This is a genomic window from Acinetobacter sp. YH12106 (assembly GCF_013418995.1).
In the GTDB taxonomy this organism is placed as follows: domain Bacteria; phylum Pseudomonadota; class Gammaproteobacteria; order Pseudomonadales; family Moraxellaceae; genus Acinetobacter; species Acinetobacter pseudolwoffii.
On sequence record NZ_VPAV01000001.1, the window covers coordinates 458,624 to 481,857 of the forward strand.

At 43.9% G+C, this 23,234-nt stretch carries 16 protein-coding genes and 1 pseudogene; 4 read left to right on the forward strand and 13 right to left on the reverse strand.

Annotation, left to right across the window (positions count from 1 at the left end; genetic code table 11):
* Window positions 1–213 precede the first annotated feature (213 nt).
* Window positions 214–702, forward strand: coding sequence for a MarR family winged helix-turn-helix transcriptional regulator (locus FTU45_RS02335; protein WP_180000078.1), 489 nt, complete (start codon window positions 214–216; stop codon window positions 700–702).
* A gap of 81 nt (window positions 703–783) precedes the next feature.
* On the opposite strand, the gene FTU45_RS15430 is transcribed toward FTU45_RS02335, so the two are convergent.
* From FTU45_RS15430 to FTU45_RS02360, 6 genes and pseudogenes are all read right to left on the reverse strand, one after another.
* Window positions 784–912: a hypothetical protein gene (locus FTU45_RS15430; protein WP_257223936.1), complete on the reverse strand. Its 129-nt coding sequence runs from the start codon at window positions 910–912 to the stop codon at window positions 784–786.
* A pseudogene (locus tag FTU45_RS02340) lies at window positions 904–1,376 on the reverse strand (3-oxoadipyl-CoA thiolase); the annotation flags it as partial. The pseudogene FTU45_RS02340 and the gene FTU45_RS15430, both read right to left, overlap by 9 nt.
* A gap of 32 nt (window positions 1,377–1,408) precedes the next feature.
* A complete protein-coding gene (locus tag FTU45_RS02345; protein ID WP_180075841.1) occupies window positions 1,409–2,929 on the reverse strand; it encodes a 3-hydroxyacyl-CoA dehydrogenase in 1,521 nt (506 codons plus the stop codon).
* A 2-nt stretch (window positions 2,930–2,931) separates the two neighbouring features.
* Complete coding sequence (locus FTU45_RS02350) at window positions 2,932–3,705, reverse strand: enoyl-CoA hydratase (protein WP_180075842.1); 774 nt, start codon at window positions 3,703–3,705, stop codon at window positions 2,932–2,934.
* A 648-nt stretch (window positions 3,706–4,353) separates the two neighbouring features.
* Window positions 4,354–5,553 (reverse strand): acyl-CoA dehydrogenase, encoded by a 1,200-nt coding sequence (locus FTU45_RS02355; RefSeq protein WP_180075843.1) that lies wholly within the window; start codon window positions 5,551–5,553, stop codon window positions 4,354–4,356.
* A 31-nt stretch (window positions 5,554–5,584) separates the two neighbouring features.
* Window positions 5,585–6,739 (reverse strand): acyl-CoA dehydrogenase family protein, encoded by a 1,155-nt coding sequence (locus FTU45_RS02360; RefSeq protein ID WP_180075844.1) that lies wholly within the window; start codon window positions 6,737–6,739, stop codon window positions 5,585–5,587.
* 457 nt (window positions 6,740–7,196) lie between these two features.
* On the opposite strand from FTU45_RS02360, the gene FTU45_RS02365 reads away from it, so the two are divergent.
* Window positions 7,197–8,033, forward strand: coding sequence for an IclR family transcriptional regulator (locus FTU45_RS02365; protein ID WP_180075845.1), 837 nt, complete (start codon window positions 7,197–7,199; stop codon window positions 8,031–8,033).
* A 211-nt stretch (window positions 8,034–8,244) separates the two neighbouring features.
* Here the strand turns inward: FTU45_RS02365 and FTU45_RS02370 are convergent, their stop codons facing one another.
* The 5 genes from FTU45_RS02370 to betI form a co-directional block, all read right to left on the reverse strand.
* Complete coding sequence (locus FTU45_RS02370) at window positions 8,245–10,443, reverse strand: OsmC domain/YcaO domain-containing protein (protein WP_180075846.1); 2,199 nt, start codon at window positions 10,441–10,443, stop codon at window positions 8,245–8,247.
* Window positions 10,444–10,808: 365 nt separating this feature from the next.
* A complete protein-coding gene (locus tag FTU45_RS02375) occupies window positions 10,809–11,579 on the reverse strand; it encodes a hypothetical protein (RefSeq protein WP_100535111.1) in 771 nt (256 codons plus the stop codon).
* A 148-nt stretch (window positions 11,580–11,727) separates the two neighbouring features.
* Window positions 11,728–13,395 (reverse strand): choline dehydrogenase, encoded by a 1,668-nt coding sequence (gene betA / locus FTU45_RS02380; protein WP_180075847.1) that lies wholly within the window; start codon window positions 13,393–13,395, stop codon window positions 11,728–11,730.
* Window positions 13,396–13,410: 15 nt separating this feature from the next.
* Window positions 13,411–14,886, reverse strand: a complete 1,476-nt coding sequence (gene betB, locus FTU45_RS02385) for a betaine-aldehyde dehydrogenase (RefSeq protein ID WP_180075848.1) — start codon at window positions 14,884–14,886, stop codon at window positions 13,411–13,413.
* A 14-nt stretch (window positions 14,887–14,900) separates the two neighbouring features.
* Window positions 14,901–15,488, reverse strand: a complete 588-nt coding sequence (gene betI / locus FTU45_RS02390; RefSeq protein WP_074382768.1) for a transcriptional regulator BetI — start codon at window positions 15,486–15,488, stop codon at window positions 14,901–14,903.
* A gap of 260 nt (window positions 15,489–15,748) precedes the next feature.
* On the opposite strand from betI, the gene FTU45_RS02395 reads away from it, so the two are divergent.
* Both FTU45_RS02395 and FTU45_RS02400 read left to right on the forward strand, forming a co-directional pair.
* On the forward strand, window positions 15,749–17,785 hold the full coding sequence (locus FTU45_RS02395) for a choline transporter (RefSeq protein WP_159138107.1): 2,037 nt from the start codon (window positions 15,749–15,751) through the stop codon (window positions 17,783–17,785).
* A gap of 30 nt (window positions 17,786–17,815) precedes the next feature.
* Window positions 17,816–18,424, forward strand: coding sequence for a MarC family protein (locus tag FTU45_RS02400; protein ID WP_100328614.1), 609 nt, complete (start codon window positions 17,816–17,818; stop codon window positions 18,422–18,424).
* Window positions 18,425–18,499: 75 nt separating this feature from the next.
* Here the strand turns inward: FTU45_RS02400 and FTU45_RS02405 are convergent, their stop codons facing one another.
* Window positions 18,500–20,659, reverse strand: a complete 2,160-nt coding sequence (locus FTU45_RS02405; RefSeq protein ID WP_180075860.1) for a TonB-dependent receptor domain-containing protein — start codon at window positions 20,657–20,659, stop codon at window positions 18,500–18,502.
* 688 nt (window positions 20,660–21,347) lie between these two features.
* Window positions 21,348–23,078 (reverse strand): bifunctional protein-serine/threonine kinase/phosphatase, encoded by a 1,731-nt coding sequence (locus FTU45_RS02410; protein ID WP_180075849.1) that lies wholly within the window; start codon window positions 23,076–23,078, stop codon window positions 21,348–21,350.
* Between the last annotated feature and the right edge of the window lie 156 nt (window positions 23,079–23,234).

The following is a 23,234-nucleotide window of genomic DNA, read 5'->3' on the forward strand; positions in this document are numbered from 1 at the left end:
TAAAACACAGGCATGTGACAGCATAAAGAAAGATGTTGGAACGCCTACACAATCCAGAGAATGGAACGCTAAAAATGTAGACCATAAGCAACCTAAGCCTATATCGAACGTTTCCTCATCATAGAGCGATATAAAACGGAATTTGATTTCTAGCAGATACCTTTTAGGTATAATGCTTCTTATTTAAACGCTTTGATCAGGGTGATCTTTAAAATGAGTGATGCTCTACCAGGTAGTTATGATCAATCCTTGTACTCTGCCCACAATAGACTTTTTTTTAGACTGTTTCAGGTGGGCAATACCCTAGACCGCAAATGTTCAAATGAATTGGGGATTTCTCCTGTGCATTGGGCAGTATTGGGTGCCTTGTCTCGGCCACGAGTGCAATCCGGGATGTCCTTTTCTGACCTGACCGAATATCTTGGCGTGAGTCGTCAAAATCTGGATGCGGTTCTAAAACGGCTGGAACGCGATGGGCTGGTGCAACGCATTATTAGTGAACATGATCGACGCGCAAAGAATGTCGCCCTGACCAGCGAAGGCCTTAAAACCTGGGATAGTCTGCAAGATGATTTCTTTAATTTTTATGGACAGGCATTAAACACTTTGGCTTTTGATGATGTCATTACACTGATTCATCTTCTCAATAAAGTAAATGATGGTTTAAAAAGTATTCAGCTGCATCAACAAACAGATCAATAATAAAAAATAGAAATACGGTTTTAAAAGATGTAGATAAAAATGAGCCTGTGTCCAGGCTCATTTTTTTGCATTTAAATTAATTTAGGCCTTTTGAGGATCGTATTGACGGTCTTTGATGAAAATTCCAGATACTGCACCACATAAGAAATAGGCACCGCCCATGATCAGGAAGCCTAAACCGATTGATCTGCCACTTGCAGACAGCGTCAAGCCGGCACGTTGTAGTGCTTTTTTAATCGCTTCAATAGGGCCTGCACCTACGATGCGTGGCTCAATGCCAGCAGCTGCAGAAGACAGGATGCGAGAAAGGTTTTTAAGCCATACTGTTCCTGAACTTTTTCACTGCCGATCATCAGTGCTGCAACGCCGTCTTTGATTCCTGAGGCATTACCCGCAGTCACCACACCACCTTCAAACAGTGGTTTTAACTTGGATAATGCTTCAAATGTTGAAGATGCACGTGGATGCTCATCTTCAGTAATTTGTTTAGGTGGTAATTTGCGCCCTTGTGAAACTTCAATCGGGGTAATTTCACCTTCAAAGAAACCGGCTTCTTTCGCCGCCTGATATTTTGCCTGTGATGCAGCGGCGAAGGTATCTGCCTGTTCACGGCTAATGCCAAATTCTTCTGCAACATTGTCACCTGTTTCCGGCATGCTGTGTGCGCCAAACTGTTAACATCAGTGTTATTCCTTTAACTTTTTAATTAATGTGTAGTATGGACAAGTGGAAGGCCGAGCTGGACACGGCGACGCAACCACAGACTTGGACGGTAACGCTGATCACGGGTAATTGCAGTCATGCGATCCAGAATTTTCAGAATTTTTTCAGCACCCAGCACATCACCCCATTCAATAGGGCCATATGGATAGCCAAGGCCTAGTCTCACTGCGATATTGATATCTTCTACCGTTGCAACGCCTTGCTGGGCAATATCACAGCCGAGATTCACAATCATTGCCAAAGCACGTTGAGCCACAAAGCCGACGCTTTCCTGAATTACGCTGACGGTCATACCATCCAGATTGAAAATCGATTGGGCTGCTTTTATTAGCTCAGGTTGGGTGACAAAAGTTGGCATCAAGGTACGGTGTTTATTCAGACCATATAGCAGATCGATACACACCACTTGCTGAGGTGCCACATGATAACGAACAGCGGCTGATGTTGCATCTTCACCATAAGTGGCAATCAGGATTAAAGCCTCTGCTGAAGGTATCTCAGTTTGCTCAATCTGAATGTTGAACTGTTGCAGATATTGCTCAAGTGCCTGACGGTCTTCACTATATTCTGTGCCTAGCCAGACTGCTGGATATTGATCGAGTTTTTCAACCAATGCTGGAGCCACATCACCTACTTTGCTGCCCGAGGTGTAATCATAAAAACCTTTACCGGTTTTACGACCTAACTGCTTGGCAATAAAACGCTGACGGGTAATCACGCTTGGACGGTAACGTGCTTCTTCATAATACTGGTGATAAATCGATTCACTCACCGGATGCGAGACATCCATACCGGTCAGATCACCTAATTCAAACGGCCCCATCTTGAAACCGATTCCGTCACGGTAGATCCTGTCAATATCATAAAATGGTGTGACATTTTCATTCAGAATGGCATAGGCTTCGCTACCAAAGGCACGGCCGGCATGGTTAATGATAAACCCTGGCGTATCTTTAGCTTTGACCGGACGATGACCCATTTTTGTCGAGAGCTGGGTTAATGCTTCAATAATGTCAGCACGGGTGTTAAAGCCTTCAATCACTTCGACCACTTTCATGAGTGGTACCGGATTAAAGAAGTGATAACCGGCAACACGTTCTGGCTGCTTACAGTTGGCGGCGATTGCGCTAATCGACAATGAAGATGTATTGGATGCCAGAATCGCTTCTGGTTTTATAATTCCTTCCAGTTGCTGCATCAATTTTTGCTTGATTTCCAGATTTTCAATAATCGCTTCAACAATTAAGTCACAATCTTTCAGGTCTTCTAGCTGCTGCGCAGTCGACAGATGAGCAATATCTTCAGCGGCTTTTTCATGGCTGAATTTACCTTTATCTGCCAAGGTATTTAATGTTTTGGCCAGTTTGTCCTGTGCCTGTTCGGCTGCCCCTTCTTTGGCATCAAACAGTACAACATCATGACCAGACTGAATCGCGATCTGGGCAATACCTGCACCCATCGTGCCTACACCAATAATGCCAATTTTTTGAATCTGAATACTCATGCTTATCGTCCCTGATAATTCGGTTTACGTTTTTCAATAAAGGCCTGCATACCTTCTTTTTGATCTTCTGAAGAAAACAGCATCTGGAAAGACTTACGTTCCAGGCTAAGTCCAGCATTGAGCGGCACATCTTCGGCCAGTAATGCCACTTCCTTGATTTGTTCCAGTGCAATTGGCGGCATTTTTGCCAGACCTTCGGCCATCTTGATGGCAGTTGCAAGGGTTTCACTGTCCTCGGTCACTTGAGAGACCAGACCAATTTGATAAGCTTCCGGTGCAGGTATCAGACAACCGGTCATGATGATACGCATGGCATGAAATTTACCCACTGCACGAAATAAACGTTGAGTGCCCCCTGCCCCCGGCATCACGCCCACTTTCACTTCAGGTTGACCGAACTGGGCACTTTTTCCGGCAATAATAATGTCAGCATGCATCGCCAGTTCACAGCCACCACCCAGCGCATAACCATTGACTGCGGCAATGACAGGTTTAGAGCATTGTGCAATCGCCTGCCAGTAACGTTCGGTACGGCGCTGCATCATCTGGATGGTTTCAGCAGTGGCCAATTCTTTCAAGTCGGCACCCGCTGCAAAATCTGTTTCGCCCCCAGTGAGAATAATGGCACGGATATTTTCATCATCATTGAGTTGTAAAAAAGCAGCAGCAAGTTTCTGACGCACTTCTGTATTCAAGGCATTTTTTGCTTCAGGCCGATGAATTTTAACCATCGCCACATGCGTCGAGATTTGCTCGATTTGAACGACCTGTTCCATTAAAATCTCCATTTATTTTGTATAGCGAATTTTTCTTTTTTATAAAGCAGCTGCTTTTTCAGTAACTCAAACAGCTTTCTTGTTTAACTAGTCAATCAAGTTTTTTTAATCAAAATAGAGTAAAAGAACCTGTTTAATTTATGATTTTAAATCACTCATTTCGCACTACAGAATCAGTCTTTAAAATCAGTTCTGGTTTTTTTAATTAGATATGAGCAATAGAAAACCTGAAGATAAATTTACGTTAATAAGATATCCTGCATTCTTGAATGATTTTTTCTGCTGCACCCAACTGAAACATCAGAATCTGATCATTATTGAGTTAAAGCAAATAGAACTATCATCTCAAAAGTGCGTATAGAGTTAATATAATGACCACTATCAGGCTTACTCAAGTAGCTTTTTACAGATATGAATCACAGCAGCATCTGGCTGCCCAGAACCCATTTTAGCAGTACGTCAAAAAAACCATTTTCCGATTGTTATAAAATGTTTAAACGATCTATTCCTTGGTTGTTTGAGCATCAAATCAACGGCTTTTTATCAAAAATGCTAAAACCAGATTACACCCAAAACTGGGTTGGTTGACTAAATTAAAGCCAGCCAAAACTTACGAGCCAGCATCGCTGGCTCAATGTTGCCCTATCTTTAATTACAAAATGCTGCGATTCCGGTTTGAGCACGACCCAGAATCAAGGCATGTACATCGTGAGTACCTTCATAGGTATTCACCACTTCCAGATTGACCAGATGACGGGCTACGCCAAATTCATCAGAAATCCCGTTACCACCCATCATGTCACGTGCCAAGCGTGCAATATCCAGGGCCTTACCGCAGTTGTTGCGTTTGATCAATGATGTTCCTTCGACTGATGCAATACCTTCATCTTTCATACGACCAAAACGTAAGGCGACCTGTAAACCAAGAGCAATTTCAGTTTGCATGTCCGCCAGTTTCTTCTGGATCAGCTGATTTGCAGCGAGTGGTCGACCAAACTGTTTACGATCCATGGTGTACTGATGTGCGGTATGCCAGCAGAATTCTGCTGCCCCCATGGCACCCCAGGCAATGCCATAACGCGCACTATTCAAACAGGTAAATGGACCTTTTAGACCACGCACTTCCGGGAAGGCATTTTCTTCTGGAACAAAGACGTTATCCATCACGATTTCACCGGTGATCGAGGCACGTAAACCGACCTTGCCATGAATCGCAGGTGCAGACAGCCCTTCCCAACCTTTTTCCAGAATGAAACCGCGAATGTCACCGACATTACCCTCAGCAGAGACTTCTTTAGCCCAGACCACAAATACATCGGCTATTGGACTATTGGTAATCCACATTTTTGCGCCAGTTAAACGGTAACCACCATCGACTTTTTTGGCACGGCTAATCATGCTGCCCGGATCTGAACCATGATCTGGCTCAGTCAGACCGAAACAGCCAATATATTCACCGGTGGCCAATTTTGGTAAATACTTCTGTTTTTGCTCTTCAGAACCGAATTCGTTAATCGGCACCATTACCAGTGAACTCTGTACGCTGGCCATAGAGCGATAACCTGAATCGACACGCTCGACTTCACGCGCAATCAGACCATAGCTGACATAATTTAAACCGGCACCGCCGTACTGTTCAGGTATGGTTGGGCCCAGTAAACCAAGCTCACCCATTTCACGGAAAATAGTCGGATCGGTTTTTTCATGACGAAACTGTTCCAATACACGCGGCATCAGTTTGTCCTGACAATATGCTGCTGCCGCATCACGAATCATGCGCTCTTCTGAAGTCAGTTGTTGTTCGATTAAAAACGGGTCTTGCCAATCAAATCTAATTTTTGTCGTCATTTTAATATTTCCCTATTTTAAAATTATGTGTTTAGGCTGTTGCCTGTTTAATCATTTCACGTGCAATAATAATTTGTTGAATCTGGGTCGTTCCTTCGTATAAACGGAATAAACGCACATCACGGTAGAAACGTTCAATTGAATATTCACTGATATAACCTGCGCCACCATGGATTTGCAAGCAGCGATCAGCGACACGGCCACACATTTCAGTGGCAAACATTTTGGCGCAAGAGGCTTCCGTCGTCACATTCTGGCCGGCATCACGCTTACGTGCCGCATCCAGCACCATACATTTGGCTGCATAAATTTCAGCTTTTGAGTCGGCTAACATACCTTGAATCAGCTGAAAATTCGCAATCGGTTGGCCAAACTGTTTACGTTCAACCGCATAATTTAAGGCATCTTCCAGCATGCGTTCTGCCATACCCACGCTATAACCGGCAATATGCAAACGACCTTTGTCGAGTACGCGCATGGCCGTCTTAAAACCGATGCCTTCAACGCCACCAATCAGCTGGTCTTGATGCACACGGCAGTTGTCAAAAATCACATCACAGGTATAGGAACCATGTTGGCCCATTTTCTTGTCAATTTTGCCTAGACTCAAGCCCGGTGTGCCTGCTTCGACCAGAAATGCCGAAATACCGCTGGCACCTTTAATATCCGGATTGGTACGGGCCATGACCGTAAATGTCGTTGCACGCGGTGCATTGGTGATAAAACGTTTGGTGCCATTTAAAAGATAATAATCACCCTCTTTGACCGCACTGGCCTTTAAAGAGGCTGCATCAGAACCGGAATCTGGTTCAGTCAAACAGAAAGAGCCAATGATTTCGCCAGTTGCATAGCGTGGTAAATATTTCTGTTTTTGCTCTTCTGTTCCATCAATGATGATGCCGCTCGAACCGATGCCATTATTGGTTCCAATCAGAGAGCGAAATGCAGCCGAAGTTTGACCAAGCTCCATCGCAACCAGAATTTCCTCTTCCATGGTAATCCCGAGACCGCCGTATTCTTCAGGAATCGTCAGACCAAACAGTCCCAGTTTTTTCATCTGCTCCACAATATGTTCAGGAATAGCATTACTTTCTTCCACTTCATGCTCAAGAGGAACCAGCTCATTTTTGACAAAATCTCGAATCGTCGAGAGAAGTTGATCGAGCATTTCTGGATCGCGAATCATAGGAATCTCCATTTATATCGTCTGGGTAAATTCCTTTACCCTTTTATTTTTTGTTTCGTATTACGAAATAAATAACCATAAAATTAAGATTTCAGCAAGTGAATTCGTCAAAAAATTTATTTTTTATATAAAAACGAAATTTATCTGACTTTAAAATAGATTTAATATAAAATAATATTTCGCAATGCAAAATTATTATGTTTTTAAATTCTGATTTTTCGATGGTGTTTTTATGTGTTGAAAGCGTTCAGAACTCAATAAAACCCATTGTTTGATGAAAGGATTTATTTAAAAAGTAGACCCGCTATTTCGTGTAATTATTTACGTGTATGGCAACTTTTGGCGCACATCAGAGTAAAACTTTGTCATTATTTATCTATAATTTAATTGTTTTATTTTGTATCGTGAAATGAAGTTGCTATGATATTCCTTAATTTACTTTCTATTTCTGTAGACCATGACTAAAAATAAAACAGGTGAAATACCTAATTTTGATGAAATTCGCTTAGATCCAATCTCGCATATTCATCGCGAAAATAATCCACAGTTTATTGCCTCTATTGCCCGTGGCCTTGAGATTCTAAGATGTTTCTCTGCAACCAATCAGTTGTTGGGCAATCAAGAAATTGCACAAATGACCAATTTACCAAAACCAACTGTGGCGCGTATTACCAGCACTCTGGTTTCTTTAGGTTATTTAAAACAACTTCCAAATACGACTAAATATTTACTCGATGTCGGTGTGCTGGCTCTGGGCTATTCTGCGTTAAGCAATATCTCTGCACGAACTCAGGCTTATCCATTTATGGAAGAAATGTCACGCTATGCACAGGCGCCAGTGGCGATGGCAACACGTGACCGTCTCAATATGATTTACCTGGAAGTCGTACATACAGACACCACCTTAACCATGCGCCGTTCAGTGGGTTCAACCTTACCGATTCATTCGAGTGCCATGGGACGTGCCTGTCTGGCGGCCATGGAGGTAAAAGAACGTGAATATTTATTTGATGCCATTAAAAAAAGAAATGAAGATCAATGGACAACGATTAAACGAAATCTAGAACGCGCCATTCGCGATTATCAGGATTATGGTTATTGTTTATCCCTCGGAGACTGGGCGAAGGATGTGAACTCTGTAGCCGTTCCTTTGATTCATCCTAAACATGGTATTTTAACCTTTAACTGTGGTGCACCAAGTTACTTGTTAAATCAGGAAAAACTTGAAAATGAAATTGGACCGCGTCTGATTCATATGGTAAATAGTATTGCTATGAACCTGAATAATATATAAGGCTTTTATAAAGATCATAGGGCGATATAAATCGCCCTTTATTTTTTGATTATTCTTTAAATAGCTATTAAAAATCTTCATTTTATAAAAAGTAGGGCATCTCTTGTTGCCTGATTTTAACGTAATTTATGTATATGCAAAAAAGAGCCCATTCTGAAATGAGCTCTTTTACAGATTTTAATCTCAGCCAAAACTTGGCAGAAGTCCCTGTTTATTTCGCCACAAACTTGGCACGCGCAGCATGCAGTTTTTTATAGCTATCAATCAGGCGTAAATGACGATCCAGACCTTCAAGCTTCATACTGGTTTCGCTCAAACCATGGAAACGTACTGTGCCTTCAACTGAAGCCATAACCGCGTCCATACGTGCATCACCAAACATACGGCGGAAGTTATGTGCATAATCTTCCAGTTCCATCTCGTCATCAAGCAATACTTCAAGTACGACATTCATGCACTGGTAGAACAGGCCACGTTCAACGGTATTGGTATTGAACTGCAAGAACTGCTCAACCAGATCCTTGGCTTCTTCAAATTGTTGCAGCGCAAGATAAATTAACAATTTTAATTCTAGAATCGTTAATTGACCCCATTCGGTATTTTCATCGAATTCAACCCCGATCAAGGTTTTAATCTCGGTATAGTCATCCAGCTCACATTCTTCCAGACGCTCTACCAGCGCCTCAAGCTGTTCTTCATCCAGACGATGCAAGTTCAGGATATCTTCACGGAATGCCAAAGCCTTGTTGGTATTGTCCCAGATCAGATCTTCGACCAGATAGATTTCAGAATAGCCTGGCACCAGGATACGACAAGCCGTTGCACCTAAATGTTGATAAACCGCCATATAGGCTTCATGACCGAGCTCTTCCAGAATGCCGAATAAAGCTGCAGCTTCATCTGCATTGGAGTTTTGGCCATGGTTGGTGAAATCCCATTCCACAAATTCATGATCTGCTTTGGCACTAAAGAAACGCCAAGACACCACACCGCTTGAATCGATAAAGTGTTCAACATAGTTGTTCGGTTCAGTCACGGCATTTGAACTAAAGGTTGGTTTTGGCAGGTCATTCAGACCTTCAAAGCTACGACCTTGCAACAATTCAGTCAGGCTGCGTTCAAGTGCCACTTCAAAGTTTGGATGCGCACCAAAAGAGGCAAACACACCGCCGGTACGCGGGTTCATCAAGGTCACACACATTACCGGGAATTGACCGCCTAATGAGGCATCTTTGACCAGCACCGGGAAGCCCTGTTCCTCTAAACCTTTAATACCTTCAACGATTTTTGGATATTTCGCCAGCACCTGTTCAGGTACATCTGGTAAAGCCAGTTCACCTTCAATAATTTCACGCTTGACTGCACGTTCAAAGATTTCAGACAGACATTGCACCTGAGCTTCAGGCAAGGTATTCCCTGCACTCATCCCGTTACTCAAGTATAGATTTTCAATCAGATTCGATGGGAAATAAACCGTTTCACCGTCGGAGTGACGTACAAATGGCAGTGAACAGATACCACGTTCAGTATTGCCCGAGTTGGTGTCATAAAGATGCGTACCCAATAACTCATCTTCAGGATCATAAATTTCAAGCGTATATTCGTCTAAGACTTCCTGCGGAAGTTCGCCATTTGGACCCGGCTTAAACCATTTTTCATCCGGATAATGTACAAATTCTGCATTGGCAATGTCTTCACCCCAGAACTGGTCATTATAGAAAAAGTTACAGTTCAAGCGCTCGATGAACTCGCCCAGTGCAGATGCCAGCGCACTTTCCTTGGTTGACCCTTTACCATTGGTAAAGCACATTGGCGACTGTGCATCACGAATATGCAATGACCATACATTTGGTACGATGTTGCGCCATGATGCGATTTCAATCTTCATGCCCAGACCGGCCAGAATGGCAGACATATTGGCAATGGTTTCTTCCAAAGGCAGATCTTTGCCCGGAATGAACGTGCTGTTTGCAGAGGCCAGACTTGGCATTAACAAGGCTTGCGCATCGGCATCAATGCTTTCGACTTCTTCAATCACAAACTCAGGGCCAGTCTGGATCACTTTCTTGACCGTACAACGGTCAATCGAACGTAAAATGCCCTGGCGGTCTTTTTCTGAAATATCAGCCGGCAGCTCAACCTGAATTTTAAAAATCTGTTTATATCGGTTTTCAGGATCAACGATATTGTTTTGAGATAGGCGGATATTGTCGGTCGGAATATCCCGTGCTGCACAATATACTTTGACAAAGTAAGCTGCACAAAGTGCCGATGAGGCCAGAAAATAATCGAATGGACCGGGAGCGGAACCATCGCCTTTGTAACGAATCGGTTGATCGGCAATCACCGTGAAGTCATCAAATTTGGCTTCTTGGCGCAGATTGTCGAGATAATTGACCTTGATTTCCATGTGGACACCTAAATGTTCTTATGTGCCGCCATGGACAAATAAGATGCTGAATCTGAATGTACAAGCCGAATCACGCAGGAGAACTTGACTTAAAAATAAATCAGGGTAATAACGTAGTCATGAGACTACGGCGAACCCTTTAAGAATGGGCGCTATTATAGAGTCATTTGATGAAATTGATAACGTTTGTGAGTTTTTCCGCGATATTTTCTATAAAGCTAAGAAATAGGAACAACATGAATCAACACATTTAAAATTTGTGACGATCCATGTGTTGCTTTTAATATCGAATGAGCGCTTCTGATGTAGCTTTAAAATATGTATAGACAGATTAACAATAATTTCATCTTCTAAGCTTTAAGGCCTTAAAAATCATAGCTTAAACCGAATAAAGCCAGATTTCGCTGCTTGTCACCGTAGCGGTCATAGCCCCCCAGCAGATATTCGCCTGACACACTTAATTGAGGCAAGATTGCATAACTCAGTCCAGCAGACGCATAACGGAAGGCATGCTGTTTTTGGGTATCGCCCAGTTCTCCACCTTCATATTTGCCTTCATCATTAAAATAGCTACCTGCAGCAGTCAGACTGGCATTCACACGATCATTCAATTGATGGTTCAGATTCAGCGTATAAAAGGTATCGCCCTGATTGGCATAGGCCACATCATAAAGATAGGTCGATACGCTCGCGCCAATACTGGTTTTTTCATCCAGCATACGGCTGACATTTAAACCCAACTCATTACCGGTGGTGTTTTCGCCCCCTGGATAATAGTAGGTGGCATTCCAGAAATCCCAATCATAATGTTCCGAGCTGTGCGTATAACCGACCAGAAAATCATGCTCGAATTTATCGGTGCTATGCCCTCTGCGTCCTTGCACCTCAGCATAGGAATAACCCAATGTAGAACCCCAATAGCCCACATAAAAGTTGCCATAGGCCAAATTCAATCCTGCTTGTAGTGCAATATTATCGTCTTCCGGTGCATTGCTTAAACCGCGTGATACATATTTAGACACCACGCTCAGGTTGCCACTTGCTTGTATTTGATTGTTTTGAACGTCATTTGCAAAACTACAAATACTGGAAAATGTGACACAGCCGAAGAGCAAGGTTTGATTTAAGATTCTCATAAAATATAAAATTCTTTTTGGGTAAATTAAAAGGGCTGAAAACATGATGCAGCCCTACTTAAAGATCGATTAATATCAAAATATACAGCTTATTTTAACGCATAATTAATATAAGTTTATGCCTATTTCCACCTGTAAAATAGAAATTTCAAGCTTGGCTTGAGACTCGAGCTGCCCGATAAAACGGCGCAGTCGATGCAGCTAAAGCCGGATTTCCCCGAATATGATCTGCCAGTTTCTCGGCCATCATGATGGTAGTGGCATTCAAATTTCCGGTAATAATTAAGGGCATGATGGAAGCGTCAATGACTCTGAGACCCTGCATTTCATGTACCCGGCCATAACCGTCCACAACTGCCATATCATCCTCGCCCATTTTACAGCTAGAAGATGGGTGATATGCGGTTTCAGCATGATTACGCACAAACTCGTCAATCTGGGCATCTGTCTGTACAGCTTGACCCGGACTGATTTCTTCACCCCGATAAGGATCAAGTGCTGGCTGGTGCATAATTTCCCGGGTAATCCGGATGGCATCCCGGAATTCGCGCCAATCCTGCTCGGTACTCATATAGTTAAATAAAATACTTGGATGCTCAAACGGATCTTTGGATTTGAGTTGTATACGCCCGCGGGAGGGTGAACGCATCGAACCGACATGCGCCTGAAAACCATGCTCATGAATGGCATTGGTTCCATTATAGTTGATTGCAATCGGCAGGAAATGATACTGGATATTGGGCCACTCGAACTCGTCGGAAGAACGGATAAAGCCGCCTGCTTCAAACTGATTACTGGCGCCAATACCTGTGCCTAGAAATAACCATTCAGCACCAATCATCGGCTGGTTATACCACTTTAAGGCGGGATAGAGACTGACCGGTTTTTTACACTGGTATTGCAGGTACATTTCCAGATGATCCTGCAAGTTTTCGCCCACACCCGGCAAGTCCTGAACGACCGGAATGTCCAGACTTTTTAATAATGCGGCAGGACCCACACCTGAACGCTGCAAAATTTGCGGGGAAGCAATCGTCCCGGCACACAGCAGAACTTCTTTATCGGCAAAGACCTGAATGGGTTGTAAGGCATTTTGACCTTCAAAATATTCCACGCCAATCGCCTGCTTCTGGCTAAACAGAATTCTATTGGTCATGGCATGGGTAATAATAGTGAGATTGTCGCGCCCTTTGGCCATATCCAGATAACCGCGCGCGGTACTGGAACGGCGGCCTTGCGGAGTCACGGTACGATCCATCGGGCCAAAGCCTTCCTGCTGATAGCCATTTAAATCGTCCGTTCGTGGATAACCGGCCTGTACACCAGCTTCGATCATGGCATGAAACAGCTCATTATTATCATTTTTTGGTGTTGCGACTGAAACTGGCCCGGCATCGCCATGATAGTCATTGCCGCCAATATCGCGTGTTTCCGCCTTTTTATAATAGGGCAGACATTCTGCATAGCTCCAGTGTTCCAGACCTTTCAAGCTGGCCCACTGTTCCAGATCCATGGCATTGCCGCGGATATAACACATGCCATTAATCAGCGATGAGCCACCAAGGCCTTTACCACGTCCACATTCCATGCGGCGATTATTCATATGTGGTTCAGGATCGGTCAGATAGGCCCAGTTATAACGGCGTCCCTGTAAAGGATAAGCCAAGGCTGCCGGCATCTGGGTTCTAAAATCCAGACGATAATCCGGCCCGCCCGCCTCTAATAGCAAGACTTTGGTATCCGGATCCTCAGTCAATCGAGCAGCCAGCACATTTCCGGCCGAGCCTGCCCCGATAATAATATAATCGTAATTCATCAAGCGGAGACCTCCTTATGCGCTAAACACGGACTGGAATGGGCTCAATTCCACCTGAACCGATTTGGTCTGGGTATATTGCTGCAAAGTCACAATACCATTTTCACGTCCAACTCCTGAGTGTTTATAACCACCGACTGGCATTTCTGCTGGAGATTCGCCCCAGGTATTTATCCAGCAAATTCCGGCTTCAATCTGGTGAATGATACGATGCGCACGGGCAAGGTCAGGCGTGACAACACCCGCAGCCAGTCCGTACTCGGTCGCATTGGCACGGCGAATGACTTCCTCTTCAGAGTCATAGCTTAAAATGCTCATGACAGGCCCAAAGATCTCATGCTGGACGATACTCATATCATCCTGGCAGTCACTAAATACCGTGGGCAAGACGTAGGCACCTTTGGCCAAATCACCTTGTGTGGCACGGCCACCACCACAAAGTAATCGTGCCCCTTCGATTTTGCCCTGCTCGATAAATTTCAGTACTTTCTGCATATGCGCAAAACTAGAGACTGGCCCAAAATTGGTTTCCGGATCGAGCGGATCGCCTATACGGATATGAGGAATACGCTGCAAGATTTTTTCTTCAAAAGCCGCTTTTAAGGTATAGGGAATGAATACCCGGGTGCCGTTGGTACAGACCTGACCTGAGCTGTAAAAATTGGCCATCATGGCAATGTCAGCGGCAAGATCAAGATCGGCATCTTCACAGATAATCAGTGGGGATTTTCCACCGAGTTCCATGGTGACTTCTTTCAGACTCGAATCTGCTGCTTGTGCCATGACTTTTTTGCCCGTCGCAACACCACCAGTAAACGACACTTTGGCAATATCCTGATGCGCAGTTAAGTAACCTCCAATTTCGCCACTACCCGTCACGACATTAAACACACCATGCGGTACACCGGCTTCGGTATAAATCTCCGCCAGTTTGAGTGCGGTTAAAGGTGTTGTTTCACTGGCTTTGAAAATCATGGCATTGCCTGCTGCCAGTGCAGGTGCAGATTTCCATAGGGCAATCTGAATCGGATAGTTCCAGGCGCCAATGCCGGCCACAACACCCAAAGGTTCACGACGGGTATAAATAAATGAAGTCTCTCTCAGCGGAATTTGCTGTCCTTCGAGCGCAGGCAAGATTCCGGCATAATATTCGAGTACATCTGCACCAGTGGCAATATCTACTGTAGAGGTTTCGCTAAAGGCTTTGCCACTGTCGAGACTTTCAATACGCGCCAGTTCATCATTACGTTCGCGTAAAATAGCAACGGCTTTATTTAAAATCCGGGAGCGCTCGATCGCCGTCATTGCCGCCCAGACCTTCTGCCCTTTTTGTGCAGATTCGACGGCACGATCAATGTCTTCTTTGCTGCAGATCTGGATTTCCGCCAGGATCTCACCAGTTGCAGGGTTGATGCTTTCAAAGCTGCGATGCGATGTTGCATCGACATATTGGCCGTGAATATAAGGACGCTGTAAATGATAGGTAGTCACTGTAATTCCCTCGCCTATTTGTGTGATTTCAATTGCTGCTGGATAAACTGGCTACACAGTTCGATCGGCATTTCTGGATCAATCTCGCCACTGATCAGTGCTCCACGTAGCCAGAAACCATCAATCAGTGCAGCTAGCCCTTGTGCCGCTTTTTCTGCTTCTGATTTGGACAGCACTTTCATAAATTCGTGCTTGAGATTGGAATGTAAGCGGTAATGGTTAACCTGTTGCAACCGATGCAAGTCCGGTTGATGCAAGCTGCTCGCCCAAAATGCCAGCCAGACTTTCATAGCGGCCTTATTGGTTTGAGGTGCAGCAAAATTACCCCGTACAATGGCAAGCAAACGTTGCTCAGGTGTGGCATTCACCTGGGTCTGCATCTCTGCCACGGTTTTACCTAACTGCTGCAATAAATAACGCATTGTTGCTTCAATGAGGCCATTTTTCCCGCCAAAATAATGGCTTATGATGCCGGTCGAAACACCGGCACGTTGTGCAATCTGGCTGATTGAGGTTTCTGCAAAACCTAGTTCATTTACAGCAGCTAGGGTCGCGTCAATAAGCTGTTGACGGCGGATCGGTTGCATACCAACTTTTGGCATAAGACTAACCTGAATAACGAATCTATAAATCGGACTCATGCTGCAATAGCAGAATGAGGTAACATTAAAAAACGTTTTTTTAATTGAACGATCAATTAATAAAAATTATAGTGCCTAGCAACCTCAGATGTACAGCGCAGTTTGTTTTGGATTTGCAAATGTTTGTAATTGATTCGACTTTGACTCTTTAAGTGTCGAACCCTGTGTCAAATCGAACTGCGCTGTAAATCACATGACAATAAAACTACGGTCACAGATTTATGCAAAAGAAAACTGAACAAGTGCAGGATAGTCTGAATAAAGTGGTGTTTTATGTTTCAGCAACACTTATTCTGCTTTTTTCTCTCGTCACGATTTTATTCAATCAACAGGCCAATCTGGTCATCACCAATATTCTGAACTGGGTCAGTCGTACATTTAGCTGGTATTACCTGCTGGCTGCCACTTTGTATCTGGTGTTTATTATTTTTATTGCCTGTTCACGTTATGGGGAAATTAAATTAGGGCCTAAACATTCCAAGCCTGAATTTAGTTTATTAAGCTGGTCAGCCATGTTGTTTTCTGCCGGAATCGGGATTGACCTGATGTTCTTCTCGGTGGCGGAACCTCTCTCGCATTATATGAATCCACCCGTCGGTGAAGGCCAGACTTTCGAGGCGGCTCGCCAGTCCATGGTCTGGACCCTGTTCCACTATGGTTTAACTGGCTGGAGCATGTATGCACTGATAGGTGTGGCCCTGGGCTATTTCAGTTATCGTTATAACCTGCCACTGACCATCCGTTCAGCACTCTATCCGATTTTTGGTAAAAAGATTCATGGTCCGATTGGGCATACGGTCGATACTGCGGCAGTACTCGGCACGATTTTCGGTATTGCGACCACCTGCGGTATTGGTGTGGTCCAGCTCAATTACGGCCTGCATGTGCTGTTTGATTTACCGGAAAACCTGTGGGTACAGACCGGATTAATCGCAGTCGCGGTGATTATTACCATTATTTCTGTTGCATCCGGTGTCAATAAAGGCATCCGCGTCCTTTCAGAAATTAATATTTATGTCTCGATTGGCCTGTTACTGTTTATTTTAATGATGGGCAATACCGAATTCTTGCTGGCCGCCCTGATTCAGAACTTTGGTGACTATATCAGTCAGTTTCCAAAGCTGTCCTTAACCAGTTTTCCATTTGAGCAACCTAAAGAATGGATGAATAGCTGGACTTTGTTCTTCTGGGCCTGGTGGATTGCCTGGTCTCCTTTTGTCGGGCTGTTTCTGGCGCGTATTTCACGTGGACGAACCATCCGTGAGTTTGTCGCCGGCACCTTGATTATTCCCCTATTATTTACCCTGACCTGGTTATCTATTTTTGGTAATAGTGCACTCCATAGCGTCATGTTTGATGGCAATACTCAACTGGCGACCACAGTCCTGGAAAATCCGGCACATGGTTTCTATGACTTGCTGGCGCAATATCCTGGCTTTAGCTTTATCGCAGGGATCGCGACCATTACCGGTTTGTTGTTCTATGTCACTTCTGCGGATTCTGGCGCTTTGGTACTGGGGAATTTCACCACTAAATTTACCAATATCGAGCATGATTCACCGCGCTGGCTGAGTATTTTCTGGGCCATTGCGATTGGCTTGCTGACTTTGGCGATGCTGATGGCCAACGGTGTTACAGCCTTGCAAAACACCACCATTATTATGGGACTGCCTTTTAGCTTTGTGATTTTCTTTGTCATGGCGGGCCTGTATAAATCCCTGCGTCTGGAAGATTTCCGTCAGGCCAGTACCAGTATGAATGCGGCACCTGTGGTCGGAAACGTGGACATCTTTAACTGGAAAAAACGGCTGAGTCGGGTGATGTTACATCCAAGCCTGCCCCAGACCCGAAGCATGCTAAATGAGGTGTGCAAACCGGCTATTGAGGCTGTTGCAGCCGAACTCATCACTAAAGGTGTGCATGTTGATGTACAGGAAAAACCGGTAGAGGATGAACCGGAACTCTATCATCTGGATCTGATTATTCAGCTCGATGAAGAAGAAAATTTTGTTTATGAAATCTGGCCGGTGCGTTATGACACCCCAAACTTCAGTTCGCGCGGGAAACGTGCCAAACGTTATTACTATCGTCTGGAAAGCTATCTGTTTGAAGGTTCGCAAGGCAATGATCTGGTCGGTTATAGCAAGGAACAGGTCATTAACGACATTCTGGATAAATATGAACGTCATATGATGTATCTGCATATTAACCGTATCAGTCCGGGTACACGCCCGCTGTTTCCAGACCGTGAAAATTAATACCGTCCAAGGCCCTAGAAGGAATCGATAATGTCAGAAAGCTTACATGCCTTTGCCCTGTTCTTCTCTTTACTCAATCCATTTTTGATGAGTATTTATATGCTCGGAATTATCCGTAATTCCGAGGCCAAAGTCTTTAATATGGCATTGATTCAGGGCAGCCTGATCAGCTTTATTGTCTTTATCATTTTTGCCAAGACCGGTGAAGCCTTCTTTCAGGAAGTGCTGCATGTACGCTTTGAATCTTTCCAGATTTTTGGCGGTATCATTTTTCTGGTGATTGGTTATCGCTATGTCTTTGAAGGCGCCGATACCATTGGCGTGATGCGTGGGGCGCCTCATCATCTGGCAGGCACCATTGCCATGCCATTTATGATTGGCCCGGGCACCATTTCAGCGGCGGTGATTACCGGAATTCAGCTCAGTTTATGGCAAACCATGCTGGTGATTTTTCTTACCCTGTTTTTGACCTGCAGCCTGCTGATTCTAATGAAATATCTGCATGATCATTTACAGCATAAATACTCCAACTACATAGATTTATATGTGGATATTGTTGGCCGTGTTGCTGCGCTGCTGATCGGTACCATTGCGATAGACATGATCGTCACGGGCGTCAATGGAATTATCCAAAGTTAATGGTTGAATTAATCATATATAAAAAAGAGCGGACTAATCTCCGCTCTTTTCTTTACGCTTGTAACAGTTTCAAGTTTAAAACTTGAAAGACACACCAGCATAGGTCGAGAATCCTTCTCCTGGTGAAGAGCGTGCTTCATCCTTCCCTTGATCATTTAGGCCCGGGATGACCACAGCAGCATATTTTTCATCGGTGATATTCTTGAAATTGATCCAGGTTTTCCATGATTGGTGTTCTGGTGCATAACCGAGATCAATGCCCCAAATCTGGTAATCATCACTAAAGCGGCTATTGGCATAATCATGCGGCATTTTGGACGCATATTCGGTATTCACGCCGATATAAAAACCATTATGCATGGCATAACTGAGCTGTGCCTGATACAAATGTTTGGGAATCCCCGGCAACTGGTTTTCGCCAAACAGCGGATCATTTTTGTATTGGAAATCACTTAGTGTATAGGCCTGTTGCAAGCGTAATTCGCCATGTTTAAATTCATGCAATGGTGTATCCAAACTCAGTTCGACGCCTTGATGAATGGTTGGTGTGGCATTTGCTTCTACACTGATTCTTTCATTTTTGCTTGAACCCTCTCCATAATCCTTAATCATTTCAGACGTTAAAAGTTCATTTTTAACTTTGGAATAATAATAGCTGAGCGCCCAATCGCCAAAGCCTGATTGGCCACGTCCACCCAATTCCAATGTATTTGCAGTCTGGGTTTTTAATTGAATCGGAGCACGTACCCGACCTGAGGCAATTCCTTCATCAAAATAATAGGGAGATGACCATGCCATCGCCCAAGGATGAGCCGGTTCGATGCTGCGGCTTAAATTGGCAAACCACTGCACAGACTCATTCGGCTGATAAGTCATCCCGAGACGTGGGGCAAAATCCCACTCATACTGATTGATCTTAGGACTGGCAACTGGATAAGTCACTTCACTTTCACGATGGGCATAGACTGCTGCAAGACCCAGATCTAGGGAGAGCTGGTCATTGAGCGCCGTCTGCTGATCAAATTGCAATACATTGTCTGAACCACGATAGGTATAACGGCGCGTGACCGTATCTGCCGGATATGTTTGATTACCAATTTCTGTATTAAATCTTAAAGTTTCCGTTACACCACTGTTTGGACGATGGGTGGTACTGCGTAAGGCAATACGCCCCTGATGTTCCAGACCCAACAATTGATAGGGCTTTTCATACTGAATACGTGCAGTAATATCTTCATAATCGACATTGGTACGATAGCGACTTTCACGTAAGTCTAACGGATAATGATGATATGCCAGACTAGCAGTCAATTTTGCATCATCCTGTAAATTCCAGGTGGTGGTGTTGGCGAGCCAGGTACTGCCCGGCTGGATACGTTTGGCATCAATTCCTACAAAATTAGGATCAGCTACTTCAGGATTGTTTTTTAATTGTTCTTGCCTAATACGCCCCGGTGTCAGATGTTTGCTTTCGCGGTAACGGGCATAAAAACGGGTTTCAATGTCCGGGCTAATCTGGTAGCCGAGATTAAAAGCCAGGCCTTTGCCATCACCTTTGGCATGATCCTGAATTCCGTCAAACTGGTTACCTGTTAGCGCCAGATAATAATCCAGCTGATCCAGTTTACGGCCGGTACTGAACTGATATTTTTGATAACCATGACTGCCTGCCTCATACTTCAGTTCAGAACCATTCTGCTCGGCACCAGTCTTGCTTTTATAGTTAATCGCTCCGCCTAGCGCCAGCGCCCCCTGTTTAAAACCGTTTGCACCGCGATAGACGCCAACATGATCAATCCACCAAGGCTCTAGTAATTCATAAGCGGTGCCGCCCGGCCCGGTAAATGGAATGTCATCAATCAGCACAAAGGTACCAGAGGCATGCGCACCTGATGTCCGGTTAATACCCGAGCCACGGATAGACACTTTGGCGCCTTCATTGCCCGGGGATTGAGCATAGATACCGGGTTGCAGACGAAATACATCGGCATTATTTGCAATATGTTGATGTTCAAGCTGCTGGGCTGAAATAAAATTGGTTCCACCTGAGGTTTGCGCAAGCTCGGTCTGGTATTGCTGCTGCGGATCTGTCTGTTCAGCACTGACCACGATGGTGTTGAGTTGTTGCACAGGATGCTGGCTGCGAGATGTTTCAGCATAGACAGCACTGGAAAGAACTGAAAGGATCATCAAGCTTAGCGGTTTTTTGTTCAGCGGAATTGTTCTCGTGCTCATATCGGGTTTATACAATCCTGTATACATGATCCTAATCCTAGAGGGATTCTGGTTTTAAAAATTATGCTGTAGCATAAATGAACAATGCCGAATCAAGGCATTATTTTCTGCCAAAAAACTGACTGATCAGCGTATATTTTTTGATGTAATTTTGGTATTTTTTGATTATACAACTTGCAAGATAGCCACAACATCCTCACAAGTTCCAAGAACTTAATAATTAAGTATTTGATATTAAATAATATGCTATTTAATTCTGCACACATGTATTTCCAGTTGGCATAATGTAATACTGCGTTAAATTCATAGTGGACTAAACCAGTTACTTCATATTCAAAGCTCACTGAAATTGAGTAGCATATCGATTTGAATTAGCTCATAGCATCGTCTTGGATCGAGCCCACAGTCGTTTATATATTTTGAGAAAATTACTGAGCACTGGGTCTTGGATCTGGGCTAAAGGATAAATTTTGGATCAGACTCAACCTGACTCATATTCAAAAATTATTCACTCATTGAGCAGAAAAAGGGTGAAAACCGCGTGAACATAAAGTGATGCAAACAGCAACTGTTTCATTAAAACCTGCACATAGAATAAGCAGATATTTGGACTGAATAATATGCCAAACATTCCCGAACTTGCTGCTGACAATTCAAAAAATATAATTGAATAGCCTATTAAAGAGCTTTATTTTGTAAAATATAGGGAAAAGACCAAGAGTAATAAGATAAACAGAATCGCGGTGCAGCATTTCCAGAATGTCAGGGGATGACGCTCAATCACAGGACGTGAAACAGATTTTTTTAATTCAAGATCAGGCTGTTTCAAGTCATAGATAAATGCTGAAAGTGCCTCATAACGTTGCTCTGGACGAATTGACAGTGCTTTTTTAAAAATCGCATCCAAACCCTTGGGCAAATCCGGACGATATTCAGACAGTGAATGATAGCGTACCTTTTTTAATTTTTTTTCGGTCTTGCAGCGCGCCAGCTCTGTCCCATAAGGCAATTGCCGGGTCAATAAATAATAGCTCATCACTGCCAGTGAAAACTGATCTGATTTTACCGAGGGTGAGCGCCCTATAAAATACTCTGGTGCCATAAATGCCAACGTTCCCAAAGGCACATCTGCATGTTTAGGATTCAGTTCGACCAGCCCTCTAACTGCCGTCGATCCATAATCAATCAGTTTTACTTTCAAAGCATCAATCGGTTCAAGCAGCATGACATTTTCTGGCCGTACATCCTGATGCAGCATTTCAAGTCGATGCATGGCATTCAGTGCTTTGGCCACCTGTTCAATAATCGGAATCAGTTGTTTTAAACTTAAAGCAGTTTTTTGACGATGTAGCCATCGGTTTAAGCTTTCCCCTTGCAAGTATTCATAACTTTGAAATAAAAACTTTTTACTGCCTGTATGCGGATAGTAGTGCATCAGGTTTTCATGTTTTAAACGCTTGGATACCCAGTCTTCCAGCTGGAATTGTTCCACTGCTTTCAGGTCATCCTGCAAATCGACAGACAAGGTTTTAATGACCAGCTGAGCTTGTGTGGCTGCATCCTGCGCCAAATAGAGGCTGCTGCGATGATTTTGGTGCAGGATTTTATCAATTCGATAACCTTCAAACAGGTCGCCATGACTCAGCTGTTGCGGAAATAAAACATGGCTCTTGATATGAAAGGATTCCTCATCAGGCAACTGTTCCACTTTAATGATTTGAATGGTTAGATTATCATCACTACCCCGCTTTAAGGCCAGTTCGACTATAGACTTGGCAATGATATCCAGATGTTGTTGCTGTTGCAGCATCTCCGATATGAGCTGCATATCAATAAACTCATAGACACCATCCGTCATCAAGATAAAGAAATCATCTTCACATAATTCAAGCTGCTGATAATCGACATCGATACGATGGTCGGCACCCAGTGCACGACTTAAATAATGTTCTGTTGATGACAGGCAAACGCGGTGATCAGCCGTCAACTGTTCAATGGCTTGTATCTGAATGCGATAAATCCGGCTATCGCCTGCATGAAAGATATGTGCCCTGTTTTGTTTCAAAATCAGTGCACTAAAGGTGCAGATATAACCCCGGTCTTTATCAAAACGTCCGCGGCTTTGCTGGGTTTGTGCATACAACCAGGAATTGGTCGCACGAATGACCCGTGCTGCCGAAGTTTGGGTGCTCCATGCTTCCGAAGTCGAGTAATAATCCGATAAAAAACTGCTGACTGCAGTTTCTGCTGCAATATGACTGACATTGCTGCTGCTGATCCCGTCTGCTATTGCACAGGCAATGCCCTTACTGCTAAGCGCGTGACCTTCAGGAATATAGACCCCATGGAAATCCTGATTCTGTGCTTTGATTCCAGCGGAAGAATATTGCCCGACACTGATCTTTAATTTTTTATTCATTTTAAATACTCAAAAAGGGATCGAATTGACATTGCTGTCCCACAATTTTTCACAAGAGGAAGCTCATTTGAGCTTCCTCTTGTTTTATGGGTATTTTATCGGGTGAAAATAAAGCTTTTAAAGTTCTTCTTTCAAACAAATTCACTTGAATTATTC